At 41.5% G+C, this 15385-nt stretch carries 15 protein-coding genes and 1 pseudogene; 9 read left to right on the forward strand and 7 right to left on the reverse strand.

Translation table 11 applies throughout. The annotated features are described in order from the left end of the window. Positions 1-149: 149 nt before the first annotated feature. Positions 150-1544 carry a class II fumarate hydratase gene (gene fumC / locus B3143_RS09170; protein WP_034171469.1) on the reverse strand — a complete coding sequence of 465 codons (1395 nt, stop codon included), beginning with the start codon at positions 1542-1544 and terminating at the stop codon, positions 150-152. Between the two features lie 139 nt (positions 1545-1683). Beyond that, on the reverse strand, positions 1684-2694 hold the full coding sequence (locus B3143_RS09175) for an NAD-dependent epimerase/dehydratase family protein (RefSeq protein WP_004785933.1): 1011 nt from the start codon (positions 2692-2694) through the stop codon (positions 1684-1686). 69 nt (positions 2695-2763) lie between these two features. On the opposite strand from B3143_RS09175, the gene tusD reads away from it, so the two are divergent. The 4 genes from tusD to B3143_RS09195 are packed head-to-tail and all read left to right on the forward strand — an operon-like array spanning position 2764 to position 4155. Then, positions 2764-3132, forward strand: coding sequence for a sulfurtransferase complex subunit TusD (gene tusD / locus B3143_RS09180; RefSeq protein ID WP_004785936.1), 369 nt, complete (start codon positions 2764-2766; stop codon positions 3130-3132). Positions 3133-3176: 44 nt separating this feature from the next. Next, a complete protein-coding gene (locus B3143_RS09185) occupies positions 3177-3527 on the forward strand; it encodes a hypothetical protein (protein ID WP_004785939.1) in 351 nt (116 codons plus the stop codon). A gap of 17 nt (positions 3528-3544) precedes the next feature. After that, complete coding sequence (locus B3143_RS09190; RefSeq protein ID WP_004785940.1) at positions 3545-3829, forward strand: DsrH/TusB family sulfur metabolism protein; 285 nt, start codon at positions 3545-3547, stop codon at positions 3827-3829. Positions 3830-3843: 14 nt separating this feature from the next. Further along, the gene (locus B3143_RS09195) at positions 3844-4155 is read left to right on the forward strand and encodes a TusE/DsrC/DsvC family sulfur relay protein (RefSeq protein WP_004785942.1); all 312 of its coding nucleotides are present in this window, start codon (positions 3844-3846) and stop codon (positions 4153-4155) included. A gap of 109 nt (positions 4156-4264) precedes the next feature. On the opposite strand, the gene B3143_RS09200 is transcribed toward B3143_RS09195, so the two are convergent. From B3143_RS09200 to ybaK, 3 genes and pseudogenes are all read right to left on the reverse strand, one after another. Continuing rightward, positions 4265-4747 carry a hypothetical protein gene (locus B3143_RS09200; RefSeq protein ID WP_004785943.1) on the reverse strand — a complete coding sequence of 161 codons (483 nt, stop codon included), beginning with the start codon at positions 4745-4747 and terminating at the stop codon, positions 4265-4267. A gap of 64 nt (positions 4748-4811) precedes the next feature. Further along, a pseudogene (locus B3143_RS09205) lies at positions 4812-5961 on the reverse strand (YncE family protein); the annotation flags it as partial. A gap of 311 nt (positions 5962-6272) precedes the next feature. Further along, complete coding sequence (gene ybaK, locus B3143_RS09210) at positions 6273-6740, reverse strand: Cys-tRNA(Pro) deacylase (protein WP_004785947.1); 468 nt, start codon at positions 6738-6740, stop codon at positions 6273-6275. Between the two features lie 1033 nt (positions 6741-7773). Here ybaK and aroQ point away from each other — a divergent pair. The 3 genes from aroQ to accC are packed head-to-tail and all read left to right on the forward strand — an operon-like array spanning position 7774 to position 10051. Beyond that, a complete protein-coding gene (gene aroQ / locus B3143_RS09215) occupies positions 7774-8229 on the forward strand; it encodes a type II 3-dehydroquinate dehydratase (protein WP_004785950.1) in 456 nt (151 codons plus the stop codon). Between the two features lie 16 nt (positions 8230-8245). After that, a complete protein-coding gene (gene accB, locus B3143_RS09220; protein WP_004785952.1) occupies positions 8246-8662 on the forward strand; it encodes an acetyl-CoA carboxylase biotin carboxyl carrier protein in 417 nt (138 codons plus the stop codon). An 18-nt stretch (positions 8663-8680) separates the two neighbouring features. Next, the gene (accC, locus tag B3143_RS09225; protein ID WP_004785955.1) at positions 8681-10051 is read left to right on the forward strand and encodes an acetyl-CoA carboxylase biotin carboxylase subunit; all 1371 of its coding nucleotides are present in this window, start codon (positions 8681-8683) and stop codon (positions 10049-10051) included. Positions 10052-10107: 56 nt separating this feature from the next. Here the strand turns inward: accC and B3143_RS09230 are convergent, their stop codons facing one another. Next, entirely contained in the window at positions 10108-10554 is a 447-nt protein-coding gene (locus tag B3143_RS09230) for a hypothetical protein (RefSeq protein ID WP_034171190.1), read from the reverse strand. Positions 10555-10880: 326 nt separating this feature from the next. Between B3143_RS09230 and B3143_RS09235 the strand changes: the two genes are divergently transcribed. Further along, positions 10881-12302, forward strand: coding sequence for a sensor domain-containing diguanylate cyclase (locus tag B3143_RS09235; RefSeq protein ID WP_286740177.1), 1422 nt, complete (start codon positions 10881-10883; stop codon positions 12300-12302). 49 nt (positions 12303-12351) lie between these two features. After that, the gene (locus tag B3143_RS09240) at positions 12352-13842 is read left to right on the forward strand and encodes an amidase (protein ID WP_004785962.1); all 1491 of its coding nucleotides are present in this window, start codon (positions 12352-12354) and stop codon (positions 13840-13842) included. A 15-nt stretch (positions 13843-13857) separates the two neighbouring features. Here the strand turns inward: B3143_RS09240 and B3143_RS09245 are convergent, their stop codons facing one another. Next, positions 13858-15024 carry an MFS transporter gene (locus B3143_RS09245; RefSeq protein ID WP_286740178.1) on the reverse strand — a complete coding sequence of 389 codons (1167 nt, stop codon included), beginning with the start codon at positions 15022-15024 and terminating at the stop codon, positions 13858-13860. Positions 15025-15385 lie beyond the last annotated feature (361 nt).

A 15385-nucleotide genomic window follows, 5' to 3' on the forward strand; every position in this document is an offset into this window, starting at 1 on the left:
TCTTGCGTTAGTCAAAATTTAAACAGCCCAAAGCTACATTTTATAAGGTTTTAGCCAATTCAAAAATTAGGTAAAACGATACTTTCGCAAGAGATCTATTATAAAGCCCACATTTAGAGGGCCTTATTATTTAACCATAATTAGAAGACTTATTTTACGTTTGGAGCCACCATATTCTCAGGACGCACCACTTGATCAAACTGTTCTGCAGTCACCAATCCGAGTTCGACTGCGACCTGTTTTAAGGTTTTACCTTCTTTATAGGCGGTCTTGGCCACTTTAGCTGCATTCTCATAACCAATGACTGGATTTAATGCAGTGACCAGCATTAATGAATCATGCAGGAAGTGTTCAATCTTGTCACGATTAGGTTCGATTCCGACTGCACAGTTATCGTTAAAGCTGTTACATGCATCGCCCAGCAGTTGAATAGACTGCAACAGGTTATAGGCAATCACTGGCATAAAGACATTCAGCTCAAAATTCCCTGATGCACCGGCCACATTAATCGTCGTGTCATTTCCTAGAACTTGGGCAACTACCATGGTCATGGCTTCACTTTGAGTTGGGTTCACCTTACCCGGCATAATACTTGAACCCGGTTCATTTTCAGGAATACGTAATTCACCAAAACCACAACGTGGTCCACTTGCCAACCAGCGAATATCATTGGCAATTTTATTCAGGCTAACCGCTAAAGTCTTTAAAGCACCTGAAGCAAAAACTGCTGCATCACGACCGGCTAAAGCTTCGAACTTATTAGGAGCGGTGACAAAAGGAAAACCCGTTAATTCAGCTAGAGTATCGGCGGCTTTAACGGCGTAATCTGGATGGGCATTGAGGCCTGTACCGACGGCGGTTCCACCCAGTGGCAATTCATATAATCCTTGCAAAGCTTGATACAGACGAATCAAGGCATGATCCAGTTGAGAGACATATCCACTGAATTCCTGACCTAAAGTTAAAGGTGTGGCATCTTGAAGATGGGTACGACCAATTTTTACAATCTCGGCAAATTCCTGAGATTTGGCATGCAAGGTATCACGTAAACGTGTCACTGCCGGAATTAACAGTTCATTGATCTGTAAGCTAGCTGCCACATGAATCGCGGTCGGAAAAGAATCATTGGTCGATTGAGCGCGGTTGACATGATCATTTGGATGCACAGGCTTTTGTGCACCTAAAGGATTGCCCAGTTTCTGGTTAGCAATATTGGCAATCACTTCATTACAGTTCATGTTACTTTGCGTGCCCGAACCGGTTTGCCATACAACTAAGGGGAACTGGCTATCCCATTGACCGCTAATCACTTCATCCGCAGCACCGATGATATAGGTCGATAACTCATGAGGAATCTGGTTTAACTCGGCATTGGTGATTGCAGCTGCTTTCTTGACCAAGCCCATGGCACGAATCATGGCGCGCGGCAGATGCTCATTGCCAATCTTGAAGTTCTGTAGACTACGCTGAGTTTGTGCGCCCCAAAGTGCTTCACTCGGTACAGCGACTTCTCCCATCGTGTCATGTTCAATACGTGTTTGCATGCTCAACCTCAATTGTTATTCCATGTTTTACTCATTTAGACAGCAGCTTCAATACTGTACTTCATTCATTCATCTTAATGAGTTTGATTAATTTTGCAAATGATAATTATTATCAATAATTAGCTTATAGGATTCTAAATCACTGCCCTCTTAACGTATTCTGATAGAACAGCCATTCATCCTCTAACATTTTCCTCAAGGTATAACGTGGTTGCCAATGTAATAACTGTTGGGCCTTATCCGTATTAGCACCCAGCTGATCCATTTCAGCATGCGGATATGGCAAGGCCTCTACTGTAGGAACAGCGGATTGAGTGACTTCTGCAACCTGATCCAGCAAAGTCTGCATTGAGATTAGCTCTCCAGCGATATTAAAGGCTTCGCAAGTCCATTGTTGCTGCTGCGATAGCCAATGTAGTGATTTGAATACCGCATCACAAACATCCATCACATGCAAAAAGCTGCGTTCTACCGTATAGTCTTCGGTCTTGGCCTGACGGCGCAATTCCAAATATTCACGCTGCTTCGCACCCACCTGCATAGCCAGAGGCACAATATTCTTTGGTAAAGGCGGCACCCATTCACCTAAAATGCCATTTTCAAAAGCGCCCGCGACATTGGAAAGACGTAACATCGCAATACGCCATTCATTGTCCGTCTTGGCAGTATCCCGGATGATTTCTTCCACCATCTGCTGGGATTTAATATAAGGGTTTGGATAAGTGTAATTAAAAGCCTGATCTTCTTTTAAATCCGTTCCGGAATGGCCATATACAGCCAATGAAGATAAATGCACCAGATTGCGTACTCCGGTACGTTGCATGGCACGCATCAGGCTCATGATACAGCTGACATTATCATTATAATATTCAAGTGGTTTTAAAACTGATTCTTCTAATGATTTAAAGCTTGCAGTATGAATGACAGCCTGCACGGAATTCTGTTCAAAAACTTTATTTAATGCTGGAGTGTTACGGATATCAATTTTGACAAAAGGCACATAGCGATCGGAAATAAATTCAAGGCGTTCTAGGGTCTGCAGACTGGCATTGGCCAGATTATCAACCACAATGACCTCTAGTCCTTGTGCCATCAGACTTAAAGCAATATGTGAGCCTAAAAAGCCTAAACCACCCGTCACTAAAATCATTGTATACTACCTACTTTCTTTGTAGCCAAGATCATCATCCCGCGTTGATCAAGCCTGTAGTGAATTTCGATGAGCACCTTAATTCTTGTTACCTCCGCACCGACTTCTATTTATGCCTGGCATGCGCTTGGACTCGCCCAAGCTTTACAACATAAACAGGAAGCTTTCCGTGTATTTTTCTATCAAGATGGCGTGTCGGTCGCAAATGCATTGCAATGGGTGCCCGACGACCAGCGTCATCTCACACGTTCCTGGCAGGATCTGAATATCCGCTTACCCGTTTGTGTCAGTGCAGCCTTAGCACGTGGGATTACAGATCAGGAAAATGCTCAACGTCACAATATTCAGCAACATAATCTTGCTGATGGTTTTGAATTGGTCGGTCTAGGCGAGCTTGCTGATGCTGTTCAGTCCTCACAACGTCTAATTCAATTCTAGATGCTTCATTTTTCAGGATGTGTTGCTTTTAAAAGGAATCTTGTGTGAAATCTGTACTTGTTATATTAACCCAAGCCAACTTAAACAGCTTGCAGGTGCATGAAAGCCTGTCTGCTACGATGGTACTGGCGACCTTCGGCACTGAGGTGAAAGTGCTATTACAAGGTGCTGCTTTGAGTCTTTTACATTCTGAACTCCAGTTTGACCAGCTTAAACATGCCTTTAAACTGGCTTCAAATCTGGTGGATAGTTTCGAATTTTATGACTTGACACCTATTCTGGTTGAACAGAAAAATCAGGACTCTCCTTTTGTAAAGCAAAGCGAACAGGAGATTGAGTTGATTGAATTCAATTCAGAATTCGTTCAAAAATTTGATCACGTATTGTATTGGTAAGGACAAAGGATAAATAAATGTCAGATCAAACCCTTTACCTGATCCAGTCAGATTATGCAGCGACAGCGTCGGTCCTTGATCAGTTAGCACAGCTCCATGCTTCAGATGATCAGGTGGTCCTGATGGGAGAATCTGTGCTGTATCTGGACCATGCCTTCGTACAGCAACTACCGCAAGTTTACATCCTAAGAAATGATGCAGAAATTCTGATCTCACCTTTATCGGAAAATGTTGCTTTACTCGACTATTCCGAATTTGCAGATCTATGTCTGAAATTTAGTCGCTGCATCTCAATGAAATAATCCATGAGTCAAATATGAATCTAGAACTGGACCAAGATGGTCATTTAGTCGATTACACCATTTGGAATGAAGACGTTGCCCAAGTACTGGCAGATACACTAGAACTTCAACTTACTCCTTGGCATTTTGAAGTGCTACAGGCTGTTCGTCAGTTTTATCATCAGTTTGGGCATTCTCCTGCAACCCGTCCGTTGATTAAGTTTTTGATGAAGACAGTTAGCCCGGAAATTAACAATGCCTTATTACAGGAAAAGTTTAATACGGGTCTGGTGGCACGTCATTTAAGCCGACTGGCTGGCATCCCGAAACCCGCGAACTGCTTATAAGTTTTAATCTAAAACATGAATGAAGAAAAAGCCCGTAAAAACGGGCTTTTTCTTATTAAGCTTATCTATGATCTGTATTCACAACTAAATAAAGCTTTAAACAGGAAAATTAAAAACTTTTCTGATCCAATGCATTTAAGGCTTGATCCAGCTGTGGAGAGATTTCAGGCAGAACTTTCTGTAAAAATTCTATTTGAGCTCTCGCTTCTTCTGGAGCAACGACCTGGGCATTCACCAGATGCTGCTGTTGTACCAGCAAACGATCTAGCTGACGTTCGTCTGGCTTTTCACCTTGACTTAAGCCATTCATCATTTGGGTAAAATCCAGATAAAGCTGGTTTCTCTGTTGTAATAAAACTTGCTGTTCAGAATCCATTTCCGGGTGCCCAGCCGTTCTTGCCGGTACAGCTGCTTTAGGATTTAAACTAGAAATAATCAGTGACTTTGCTGGAAAAGTCATCTGATCATCAGGTTTCAGTATATTGAATTCTGCCTTATAGATATCCTTATGAACCTGATAAGCAATCCCAACCAGAATACCGGTTAATAACAATCCCGCCAGCAGATATAAAGTAAGTGTTTTGTTCCTCATATATGCCACCTACAATGCTTAGAGCAACGTCCATAACACATTGCTCTTTTTAAGCCGTTATTTGCTACGGCGTAGACCAGTCTGCTGGGGCATAACCGATCCGGACACGCTGTGGATGATTTCCTACAGGCACACTGGTCACTTTATTTCCTGTCGCGAAATCAATTACGGTCACCACATCCGTTTCACTTTCTGAAATGATACAGCTACGGCCATCCGGACTTCTGGTAGCCCAGTATGGTTTACCTGCAGGAATTAATTTCCGGCAGTCAGACTCTGACGATCCACAATAGTGGCATAATTATCCATCATGCCCGCAACACAGAGTTTTTCACCGTCTGCGCTGATGGATAAACCATGATGCCGGGAATCATTCACCCATTTGGTACGATCTTTGGGAATGCTATCGCTACCTGGCAACTGACCAATACGGGTCACTTTATTCTAGTTTAAGTCATACTCAATCAAACCATTAAAAAATGATACCTGAGCATAGAGTTTGCTTTCATCTTTGCTAAAGACCATCGGCCGTACTGAATTAGATAAATCCTTTCGACCAAACGCATCCAATGCCGGTCTAAAGTCAATTTTCTTAAGCACCTGATGGGTATTGCCATCTGCAATAGTGATATAGCGTTTACCTTTGGTGAAATCCTGCCACTGAGCATCCAGTGAGGTTTCTACATTACCAATGGCCGAGTTCAGAATTTTTCTGCCATTATCAAAGTATATATTTTCATGCGGTTTATCACCTGTCGCAAATCGACCATGTTCCTTACCAGTATGAATATCCAGTACATGCACCACATTTCCGGATGATGCAGAAACCGCGACACGCTGGCCATCTGGTGAAACTGCCATGTGATCCGCACTGAAGCCTTCAACTGGAGTACGCCAGTTCATCTTGTCGGTCTTGATGTTAATCGAGACCACATCGGCAAAACTTGGACGGGATGCGACCACTGACTGTCCATCTGGCGTGGAATACATATCGTCGACCAGCTGATCATTACTTTCACCCGCAGTAGTTTGAATATAGGTATAGGCAATCAATTTGATTGGATTGAGGTAAATCTCTTCAGACGCTCCTTTCGATCAGGAATCATGTTAATCACACCAACCTTGCCAAAGTCACCTGAAGATCCAATCACTGTAACTGTTCCATCCCAGTTATTCCCCACAAAGAAAACTTGCTGGGAATTGGGTGGCTGAGGCTAGGTAGACGAGTCTGCCTGTGCAGTTGAAAAGACTGAGAGCATGGCCATCGCGGACAAGCTCATACAGAACCGTGATAATCGTTTTTTCTGGATTTCCATGCGGTATGCTCCATATTTTCTATTTTATTATTTTTATTTTTGTTCAATCCACAGTCAGGTCGTGGATCTCAATCATCCACTATACAATGAAGAAAAAACCATGCTGAATTTTCCGACAGAATAAAAATATGGGAACCCAGAAAAGTTGAAGCGTCCATTGGTATGAACGCTTCTCAGTAAGATAGTTTTATTGAAGAATACTGAAAATTTTAGATATCTAATACATCCACAAATTTTGCATCTAGAACCTTAGCCAGATCCGCAGGTCTTAAACCAATATCCAGCCCGCGTTTACCCCCACTGACATAAATTTTATTCAGCTGTTCCGCTGATGCATCAATGACAGTTTTCAGGCGTTTTTTCTGCCCGACCGGACTAATCCCACCGACGAGATAACCCGTTAGACGTTCTGCCTGTTTAGGGTCAGCCATTTGTAGCTTTTTACAACCAAAGGCTGATGCTGCTTTTTTTAGGTTTAACTGATGGTTGACTGGAAGAACTGCTACAAAATACTGCTTCTCATCCGTGACCAATAATGTTTTAAATACTTCTTCTACTGCTAGCCCTAACTTTTCTGCTGCTTCCAAACCAAAGCTTTTAGCATTGGCATCATGTTCGTATTCGTGAATGCTATATTCAATTTTTTGAGATTTTAATAATTTGCATGCAGGTGTCATAACAGCTTCGATAGTATTTTGACGGGATCTTCATTATAGCTTATCAATTCTGCTTGGGTTTTATTCTGTGATTCTGCATAGCCAATACAATTAATATATGTTCAAAATACAATCAGATACTATTAGCTTTTAATCCAGAATATCTATTCATATTGCACTTTCACTGAACTTAGCTATCCAATTTATCCTTCTAATTCCGCATACCATCTCAGTCTTAAGCTTAAAAATTCATCATTTAAAAACCTAGGCAACATTCAGATGAATAACAACGCCTATACATGAAGTGCCATTTTGCCAATGTTATTGAGCGTATATAAAGAATGACAAATCAAGGTAAGACTTAAAAAATTGAGCACATTCGTCAATATTAGATGAGACTAGTAAAAGATTAATGAAGAATCATAAGATTTTAATTTTACGTTTGTGATCAGTATCATTTAGCCAATGCTCAGTAGCAATGAGCCTATCTTTTTTTGCAGAAAGATAATGTGTTACTTGCTTTACTAGCGAAATAAAATCTATTTAATACTAAACTTCAGTTCATACCATTTATCAAATAACTTTTTGATTTTTATTCCAAGTTTGATATTTTAATTTGCAGAATAATGAATAGAATAAAATTTTGATTCATCCAAAAATATAATGAAAACCCGGTCTTTTACCGATCACCATAATTTTTGATATGAGCAGAGACTTCGACTGATATTTTTTATTTTTGACAAGACATTGCCGAATAAACACACAATTTAAAAGAATTATGAATAAACATTGAGGTCTAACTTACACAGCATAAATGTAACAATTCAGCCAATTCATCTAAAATATAAAAATGATGTAAAAGACGAAGATTTGGTAGTTTTGAACATTGCTAAATACTTGCAAAGTTTTCATTATATGGCCACTGCGTGGTACATGCTTTTCTATGTCAATTCAAAGAAATTATAAAAATAATGTAGGAATTCATGCCATAATAGGCGAAGTTTGTAGACATCTTGCAAACCTATCCTGAAACTTTTTAACTGGAGTACCATAGATGACTTCGACCATTTTGGTTATTCATGGACCGAATTTAAATTTGCTTGGAAAGCGCGAACCCGAAGTTTATGGTTATTTAACTCTAGAAGATATTAATCAGCAGCTCACTGCTCAGGCTGAAAAAGCTACTTTACAACTTGACACTTTCCAGAGCAACTGGGAAGGCGCAATTGTTGACCGAATTCATCAAGCCCAACAAGACGGCGTGCAATATATCATTATTAATCCTGCTGCCCTGACGCATACCTCAGTTGCAGTTCGTGATGCACTTCTTGGCGTGGCAATCCCGTTTATTGAAGTCCACCTGTCTAACGTCCATGCACGTGAGGCATTCCGACATCATTCATATCTATCCGATAAAGCTATTGGCGTGATCTGTGGTCTAGGTGCAAAAGGCTATGCTGCCGCACTCGACTATGTCATTGAAAAAATACAATCTTCTAAACAATCTTAATTAGGAATACTGTCTCATGGATATCCGTAAAATCAAGAAGCTCATCGATTTGATGATTGAATCTGACTTACAGGCGATTGAAGTTAAGGAAGGTGATCAGTCGATCGCTCTGACTCGTCGTAATCCAGTAGTTGCAGCAGCTGTTCCTGCAATGCCTGCACCTGCAGCTGACGTCCCTGCAGCTAAATCTCCTCGTGGTGCAGTTGAAAAATCTCCAATGGTTGGCGTGTTCTATGCAGCTCCAAGCCCAGGTGAAGCACCTTTTGTAAAAATTGGCCAAACTGTTTCTGCTGGCGAAACACTGGGTATCATTGAAGCAATGAAAATCATGAACCCGATTGAAGCAACTCAAAGCGGCGTGATTGAAGAAATTCTGGTGAAAAATGGTGAAGTGATTCAGTTTGGTCAGCCACTTTTCCGTTACCGCGCCTAATCACTTCGGGGATTCATAATGTTGCAAAAAGTTTTAATTGCAAACCGAGGTGAGATTGCCCTGCGCATCGCCCGAGCTTGCAAAACTTTAGGAATTAAAACCGTCGGTGTCTATTCAGATGCTGACAAAGACCTGATGCACTTACGCTTTTGTGATGAAGCCGTGTGTATCGGTCCTGGCGCGAGCAGCGACAGTTACCTGAATATTCCAGCCTTGATTACAGCCGCTGAAATCACCAGTGCAGATGCCATCCACCCTGGTTATGGCTTTTTATCTGAAAATGCTGAATTTGCTGAAATCGTAGAAAGTTCTGGTTTTATCTTCATTGGTCCACGTCCAGAACATATTCGCCTGATGGGGAATAAGGTTTCTGCGATTATTGCCATGAAAAAAGCGGGGGTACCAACTGTACCTGGTTGCGATCATGCCGTGACAATTCACAATGCGCTTGCTGAAGCCAAAGAAATTGGTTTCCCGCTCATCGTGAAAGCAGCTTCCGGCGGCGGTGGTCGTGGTATGCGTATCGTAGAACGTGTAGATACCCTGCTTGAATCAGTACAAGCCGCGCAGCGTGATGCTGAAATGTGGTTTGGCGATGATACGGTTTATATGGAACGTTTCCTGCAAAAACCGCGTCACGTCGAAGTACAGGTTCTAGGCGACGGTAATGGTCATGCGATTCATTTATATGACCGTGACTGTTCTTTACAGCGTCGTCACCAGAAAGTACTTGAAGAAGCGCCAGCGCCTAACCTGCCAGAACAGGCTCGAGCTGACATTCTTGAAGCCTGTGTCAATGCTTGTAAATTGATGCAATATCGTGGCGCCGGTACATTCGAGTTCTTGTTTGAAGAAGGTGAATTCTTCTTTATTGAAATGAACACCCGTGTTCAGGTGGAACACCCTGTGACTGAAATGGTCACCGGTATCGACATCATTGAACAGCAGTTACGTATTGCAGCTGGCTTAGGTCTGGATATCCAGCAAGAAGATGTACGTGTTCAAGGTCATGCGATCGAATGTCGTATCAACGCAGAAGATCCATCGAACTTTATGCCATCTCCGGGCAAAATCGAGACCTTCTATGCGCCAGGTGGCGCAGGTATCCGTTTAGACTCTCATATCTATCCAGGCTATAGCATCCCGCCGTATTATGATTCTATGATTGCCAAACTGATTGCCCATGGTAAAGATCGTGAAACTGCAATTGCGCGCATGAAACAGGCCTTGGATGAAATGATTCTGACAGGCGTGAAAACCAATATTCCATTACACAAAGATCTGATTCTTCAGGATGAAAATTTCTGTGAACATGCAATGGATATTCACTATCTGGAAAAACATTTGTTAAAGCAGCTTGAAGGTGCTGAAGACAAAGAAAAAGCTTGATTTGAGACATGATCTAATAAAAAACCGCTGAAGTCAGCGGTTTTTCTAGCCTTCAATCAAGGCAAAATGCGTCGAAGCACAGCAAAACATTGTTCTGCTTTTTCATTGGCACAGAAATTAATGGTATTGGAATTCTGCCACTTCACAAAATACTGCGAAATCTCACCTGACTGATCTACCTGATTGCCGGAACAGTCTTTTTCATTATTATCGTATTTAACCTGCATAATCAACGCTGGTATCTGTGCAGCCGGATCTTGTGAAGGCTGATAGTCATACAGCCCTGTGGTCCATTCTGAACCACTTTTAATGACTACATTGTTATTACCTTTAAAATTATAGTATTCAACACATTTTTTATTATCTGGAATTTCCATTCCCCATAGTCCAACAATTTCAGGACGGGTATTAATGGTAAAAGTATTCGGAACTTCGATAGGTTTCGCAATACTATTTGCAGTTTGATTATTATTTTCTGTTGCCATTAGCCAAGATGAGCTCATGAGCAAGACAAGGCTAAGACAGGTTTTTTTCATATTCACAGGCTTCGTTTCAATCCTAATAATTAATTTTAACTTATCATATTTTTCGGGATCATATTCTGCTCTGCATCAGTTTAAATACCGAAATAAAACAAATTTTTATCATTATAGTTTAAAAACATGGATTTCCTTTTTTAATTTTTTTTGTATATATTTCGTATACAAACGTATATTGATAACGTAAGTAAAAACAGATTATTCCAAGAATAAAGTTGTACTTTTGGGTAAAAAGCATTTCCCAAACAAAGTGATATTTCACAAATAAGAATTAGATACAGGACTTAGATTTGCGAATACCTCGAATCACAGACCGGAACTTGAATCCTGAAACATATGCCTACTTGGTCATTCTTTTCATTATTTTAGTGACTTGTTTGATTAGCATTATGACCAGGACACAGGATTACTTAGCCATACTCTGGCCTGCCAATGCTGCCTTACTGGCCATATTCCCCCATTTAAACAATATGGGCGGGTGGCTAGGTGCTTTCTGTGCGTTCATGCTTGCTGATCTGGCGACAGGTAATAATCTTTTACAGAGTCTGTTTCTAACGCTTGCCAACTTGATTAGTACGATTGTATCGCTGTTTTTTATCCGATATTTCCAGATCAATTATAAGTACTACAATACTGGCTTCACTTTCGTGCATATGTTCGGCATCTGTGCATTCGCAGGATGCCTGGCCAGTGCAGTGTTTGCCGTTGCGACCTTACCCAATCTTCCCCATTCCTTTATGACCAAGGAAAATTTATGGATAGATTTTGGGCTGTGGTGGACAGGCGAAATGGTAAATTACATTATTGTCCTGCCGCTTTTTCTGGCCTTTCCTAGAACCAAAGATCTCAAATATTTATTTAAAAACCGCAGAAAGAAGCAGAACTCATTGAGTTATTTACTGCCAGCAGGCACGGTAATCCTGTGTATTATCCTGAGCAATATTTTTGTCGGTCCAGGTGCCCTGCTTTATCCTTTAGCAGCTTTAATCTGGGCAGCACTGACCTATCGCATCTTTACGATTGCAATTATTAATGCCTTTGTAATCATTTTGATGTATTACAGCCTGACCCAGTTCTATACCACTACACATGATACGCTGGCAGACTCGACCATTTATATCTCATTAAGGATCGGACTGTTTATGCTGGCATTGTCGCCGCTGATCCTGTGTATTATCAGTCAGAACCGTAACGACCTATTTAAATGCGTATTGTATTTGGCCCATCATGACTGTCTGACGCGGACCATGAACCGGCATTTTTTCTTCCAGAAAGGTGAATATTTACTACAACATTCCAAGAGTGTGCAGTTCTCCCTGATTATGCTGGATATTGATCATTTCAAACGTTTAAACGATCATTTTGGCCATCATGTGGGCGATAAAGTACTGCAACACTTTGCTGAAATCATCCGTTCTAATTTACGTTCTCAAGATCTGTTTGCGCGTATTGGTGGTGAGGAATTTGTCATTTTGCTTTGGGATACTAAACCTTCTAAAGCCCAATTTATTGCTGAGCGTATTCGTGAACTGGTAGCTAAAACGCCAATGTATCAACCTGATGGCTCACCTTTATCGATTACCGTGAGTCTCGGGATTACGCATCAACATGCGCCACTTTCTCAAGATTTACAGCAACTGGTCAATACCGCAGATCAGGCCTTATATCAGGCCAAACACTTGGGACGTAATCAGGTGGTGCTTGCATCCTGAACTGAAACCCTCTACAACCTTATAACAATATCAACGCTAGGGAATGCAGATGAAATTTGAAGAATACTTACAATACGATGGATTAGGACTGGCTGAACTGGTTAAAAATAAACAGATACATTCAAGTGAACTTTTATCAGTCGCTTTAGAACGTAGTGCGAATATTAATCCTGAAATCAATGCCATTATTATTCCCATGCATGAGCATGCCTTGCAGCGTACCCGGCAAGATCTGTCAGGTCCCTTTGCCGGTGTTCCATTTCTAGTCAAAGACCTGTTTCAGGAATATGCAGGTTATCCGACGTCTTATGGATGTCAGGGTTTAAAGCGCATTGGGTATATAGCTGATACCAATGCCGAGATTGTTAACCGTTGGGAACAGGCAGGTATCGTGACCTTTGGCCGTACCAACACTCCTGAATTCGGAATTAAAGGCATTACCGAGCCAGATGCCTGGGGTAGCTGTAAAAATCCGTGGAATTTAAGACATAACAGCGGTGGCTCATCAGGCGGTTCTGCTTCTGCTGTGGCAGCCGGCATTGTGCCAATTGCTGGTGCAGGTGATGGTGGTGGCTCAATTCGTATTCCGGCTTCCTACTGTGGTCTGTTTGGTTTAAAACCAAGCCGTGGACGTACACCGTGGGGGCCGCAAATGAGTGAAGCAATGCATGGTGCTGCCATTCAACATGTACTCACTAAAACTGTTCGGGATAGTGCAGCAATGCTGGATGCCACCCATGGTGAAGATCGCAGTTCACTGTTTACGATTCAACGTCCGCATACACATTATCTGGAAGTGATTCAGCAACCACCAAAAAAATTAAAAATCGCATTTAATACGCGTTCCAGCATCGATACGCCTGTTTCTCAAGATGCTATTAAAGCGGTAGAACAAACTGCCCGTTTACTGGAATCTTTAGGTCATGAAGTCGTTGAGGATCAACCGCAGATTGATGGCATGCAACTGGCTAAAGATTTTATTACGACGTGGTTTAGCCAGTTTTCTTATATGCTGAACGAAATCCAGAAAGGCTATCCATCCAGATCAGGCGATTTTGAACTGGATTCTCTGGCTCTGGCTGCTTTTGGTGCCAAAACAACGGCGATTGAATATATCCAGAATCTGACTAATTGGGGACAATATGTAACCCAGATGAATCATTTCTTTGATGATTATGATCTCTACCTGACGCCAGCCACGGCCACTGTTGCACCCAAAAATGGCGAAGTCAAGACACCAAACTGGCAGAAGCCGATTCTTAAAGCTTTATTAAAAATGAATAAGGCACATCTATTGGCACAAGGTAAGCTGGTCGATCAGATTGTAAAAGAAAACCTGCAATGGGTGCCATTCACCCAATTAGCCAATATTACCGGCCTTCCGGCAATGTCAGTACCACTTTACTGGAATGAAGATAACCTGCCTTTGGGCTCACAGTTTATTGCACCATTTGCCCGTGAAGATTTGCTGTTACAACTAGCCGCTCAATTAGAACAGGCTCAGCCCTGGTTTGATCAATATTCCAAAATCCGCATTTAATCATTCAATCGTATCTTAAACCTGCTTTTGCAGTTCGACTTTGCTGGGTAAGCCAAATACCAGCAATAGGCCCAGCAAGGTCGACAGCGCAGCAGCAATAAAGATTGATGTTCCACCGACCTGATCCCAATAACGACCGGCTAGAATGCTGCCACTCGCCACGCCTAAGCCCCACATGGTGCTATACAGTGCCTGCCCACGGCCTTGTTGTCCGGCCGAAAAGTTCTGAAAAATAACCCGCATAGCAATCATATGAAATAAGCCAAAACTTAAAGCATGAATGGTCTGGGCAAAAAACTGTGCCAGAAATGACGATGGAAATATGCCGACTGTTAGCCATCTTAAACCAGTCATTAACAGGCATAGCATCACCAGATGACGCCATGACCAGCGTGTCAGAAAAAATGTGGCATAGGCAAACATAATGATTTCAGCAATAACCCCAACCGACCAAAGCAATCCGATCTGACTGGTACTGAATCCATTCTGGCTGAGATAGTTACTATAAAAACTATAAAACGGCGCATGTGAAAACAGCATGATCAGTTCAATCAGAAAAAAACTGTATACCACCGGACGCTTGAAAATCGGCCATAAAGCTTCGAGTTTTTTCTGTGCTGTCGGTGCTGCTGTTGGTTCTTTGATAGTGAACGACCAGAGAAAAGCCAGAAATGAGATACAGAGTAATAAGACTGGTAGCATACTAATGCTAATAATCTCAAAAATGGCCCCTAAACCAAATACGCCAATAATAAATCCAATAGAACCCCACTTACGCACTTTGCCATAGAGCTCTGCCCTTTTTTCACCTAACCAGAATAAAGTCACGCCTTCAAACTGAGCCAAAATTGCATTTTGAAAGAAACTGAAAATCAGCATGAGCAAAGCGACTGACTGGAAGCTATTTGGAATGATAAAAATCATGAACCAGATACAAACTTCCATCCAGGTAGCTATACGTACCAGTAACATGCGTTTCCCGGATTTGTCTGCAATCCACCCCCAAATAAATGGCGCAAAAAATCGGGTGACAATCGCAATCGAAGATAAAATCCCAATTTCCTGATAATTAAAGCCTTGATCTTCCAGATATAGACTCCAGAAAGGCATGAATGCGCCCACAATCGCATAATAGAAAAAGTAGAAAAAACTGAGTCTGTAATGAATAGCTAGAGATTGCATCAGACTAGATACTCTTTCATTTCTGATAACTTAAAATAAATATAAGTTGCGCTGAGTTGCATTGAATGGGTCTCGGTTGGATCTCGATAATCTATAAGATAATCATCTATAGATTCTTCAAAGTTCTTTAACTAATTTGAGAAAAGTTAGATTTTAACTTAATACATTAGCTAAATTCTTAATTTATTCTGCTAGTTCACATATGAGCTTATCAATCGTAATCATTTGATGGATCTAAGAATTAAAATGACTGAGGTTATGACATTTAGACAGCTCAACACTGCGAAATTCTAAGTTTTGTTTTGCTTGGGCTTGTCTGTCATGGATATCACCAATAAGAAATGAACCGTACCGGGTTTGT

It is taken from the genome of Acinetobacter sp. UBA1496 (genome assembly GCF_002324975.1).
Classification (GTDB): Bacteria; Pseudomonadota; Gammaproteobacteria; order Pseudomonadales; family Moraxellaceae; genus Acinetobacter; species Acinetobacter variabilis.

Excerpts from the sequence above, each read along its gene's own strand:
- fumC (WP_034171469.1), bottom strand. The coding sequence starts at position 1,544 with ATGCAAACACGTATTGAACATGACACGATGGGAGAAGTCGCTGTACCG.
- B3143_RS09175 (WP_004785933.1), bottom strand. The coding sequence starts at position 2,694 with ATGATTTTAGTGACGGGTGGTTTAGGCTTTTTAGGCTCACATATTGCT.
- tusD (WP_004785936.1), top strand. The coding sequence starts at position 2,764 with ATGAGCACCTTAATTCTTGTTACCTCCGCACCGACTTCTATTTATGCC.
- B3143_RS09190 (WP_004785940.1), top strand. The coding sequence starts at position 3,545 with ATGTCAGATCAAACCCTTTACCTGATCCAGTCAGATTATGCAGCGACA.
- B3143_RS09195 (WP_004785942.1), top strand. The coding sequence starts at position 3,844 with ATGAATCTAGAACTGGACCAAGATGGTCATTTAGTCGATTACACCATT.
- B3143_RS09200 (WP_004785943.1), bottom strand. The coding sequence starts at position 4,747 with ATGAGGAACAAAACACTTACTTTATATCTGCTGGCGGGATTGTTATTA.
- ybaK (WP_004785947.1), bottom strand. The coding sequence starts at position 6,740 with ATGACACCTGCATGCAAATTATTAAAATCTCAAAAAATTGAATATAGC.
- aroQ (WP_004785950.1), top strand. The coding sequence starts at position 7,774 with ATGACTTCGACCATTTTGGTTATTCATGGACCGAATTTAAATTTGCTT.
- accB (WP_004785952.1), top strand. The coding sequence starts at position 8,246 with ATGGATATCCGTAAAATCAAGAAGCTCATCGATTTGATGATTGAATCT.
- accC (WP_004785955.1), top strand. The coding sequence starts at position 8,681 with ATGTTGCAAAAAGTTTTAATTGCAAACCGAGGTGAGATTGCCCTGCGC.
- B3143_RS09230 (WP_034171190.1), bottom strand. The coding sequence starts at position 10,554 with ATGAGCTCATCTTGGCTAATGGCAACAGAAAATAATAATCAAACTGCA.
- B3143_RS09240 (WP_004785962.1), top strand. The coding sequence starts at position 12,352 with ATGAAATTTGAAGAATACTTACAATACGATGGATTAGGACTGGCTGAA.
- B3143_RS09245 (WP_286740178.1), bottom strand. The coding sequence starts at position 15,024 with ATGCAATCTCTAGCTATTCATTACAGACTCAGTTTTTTCTACTTTTTC.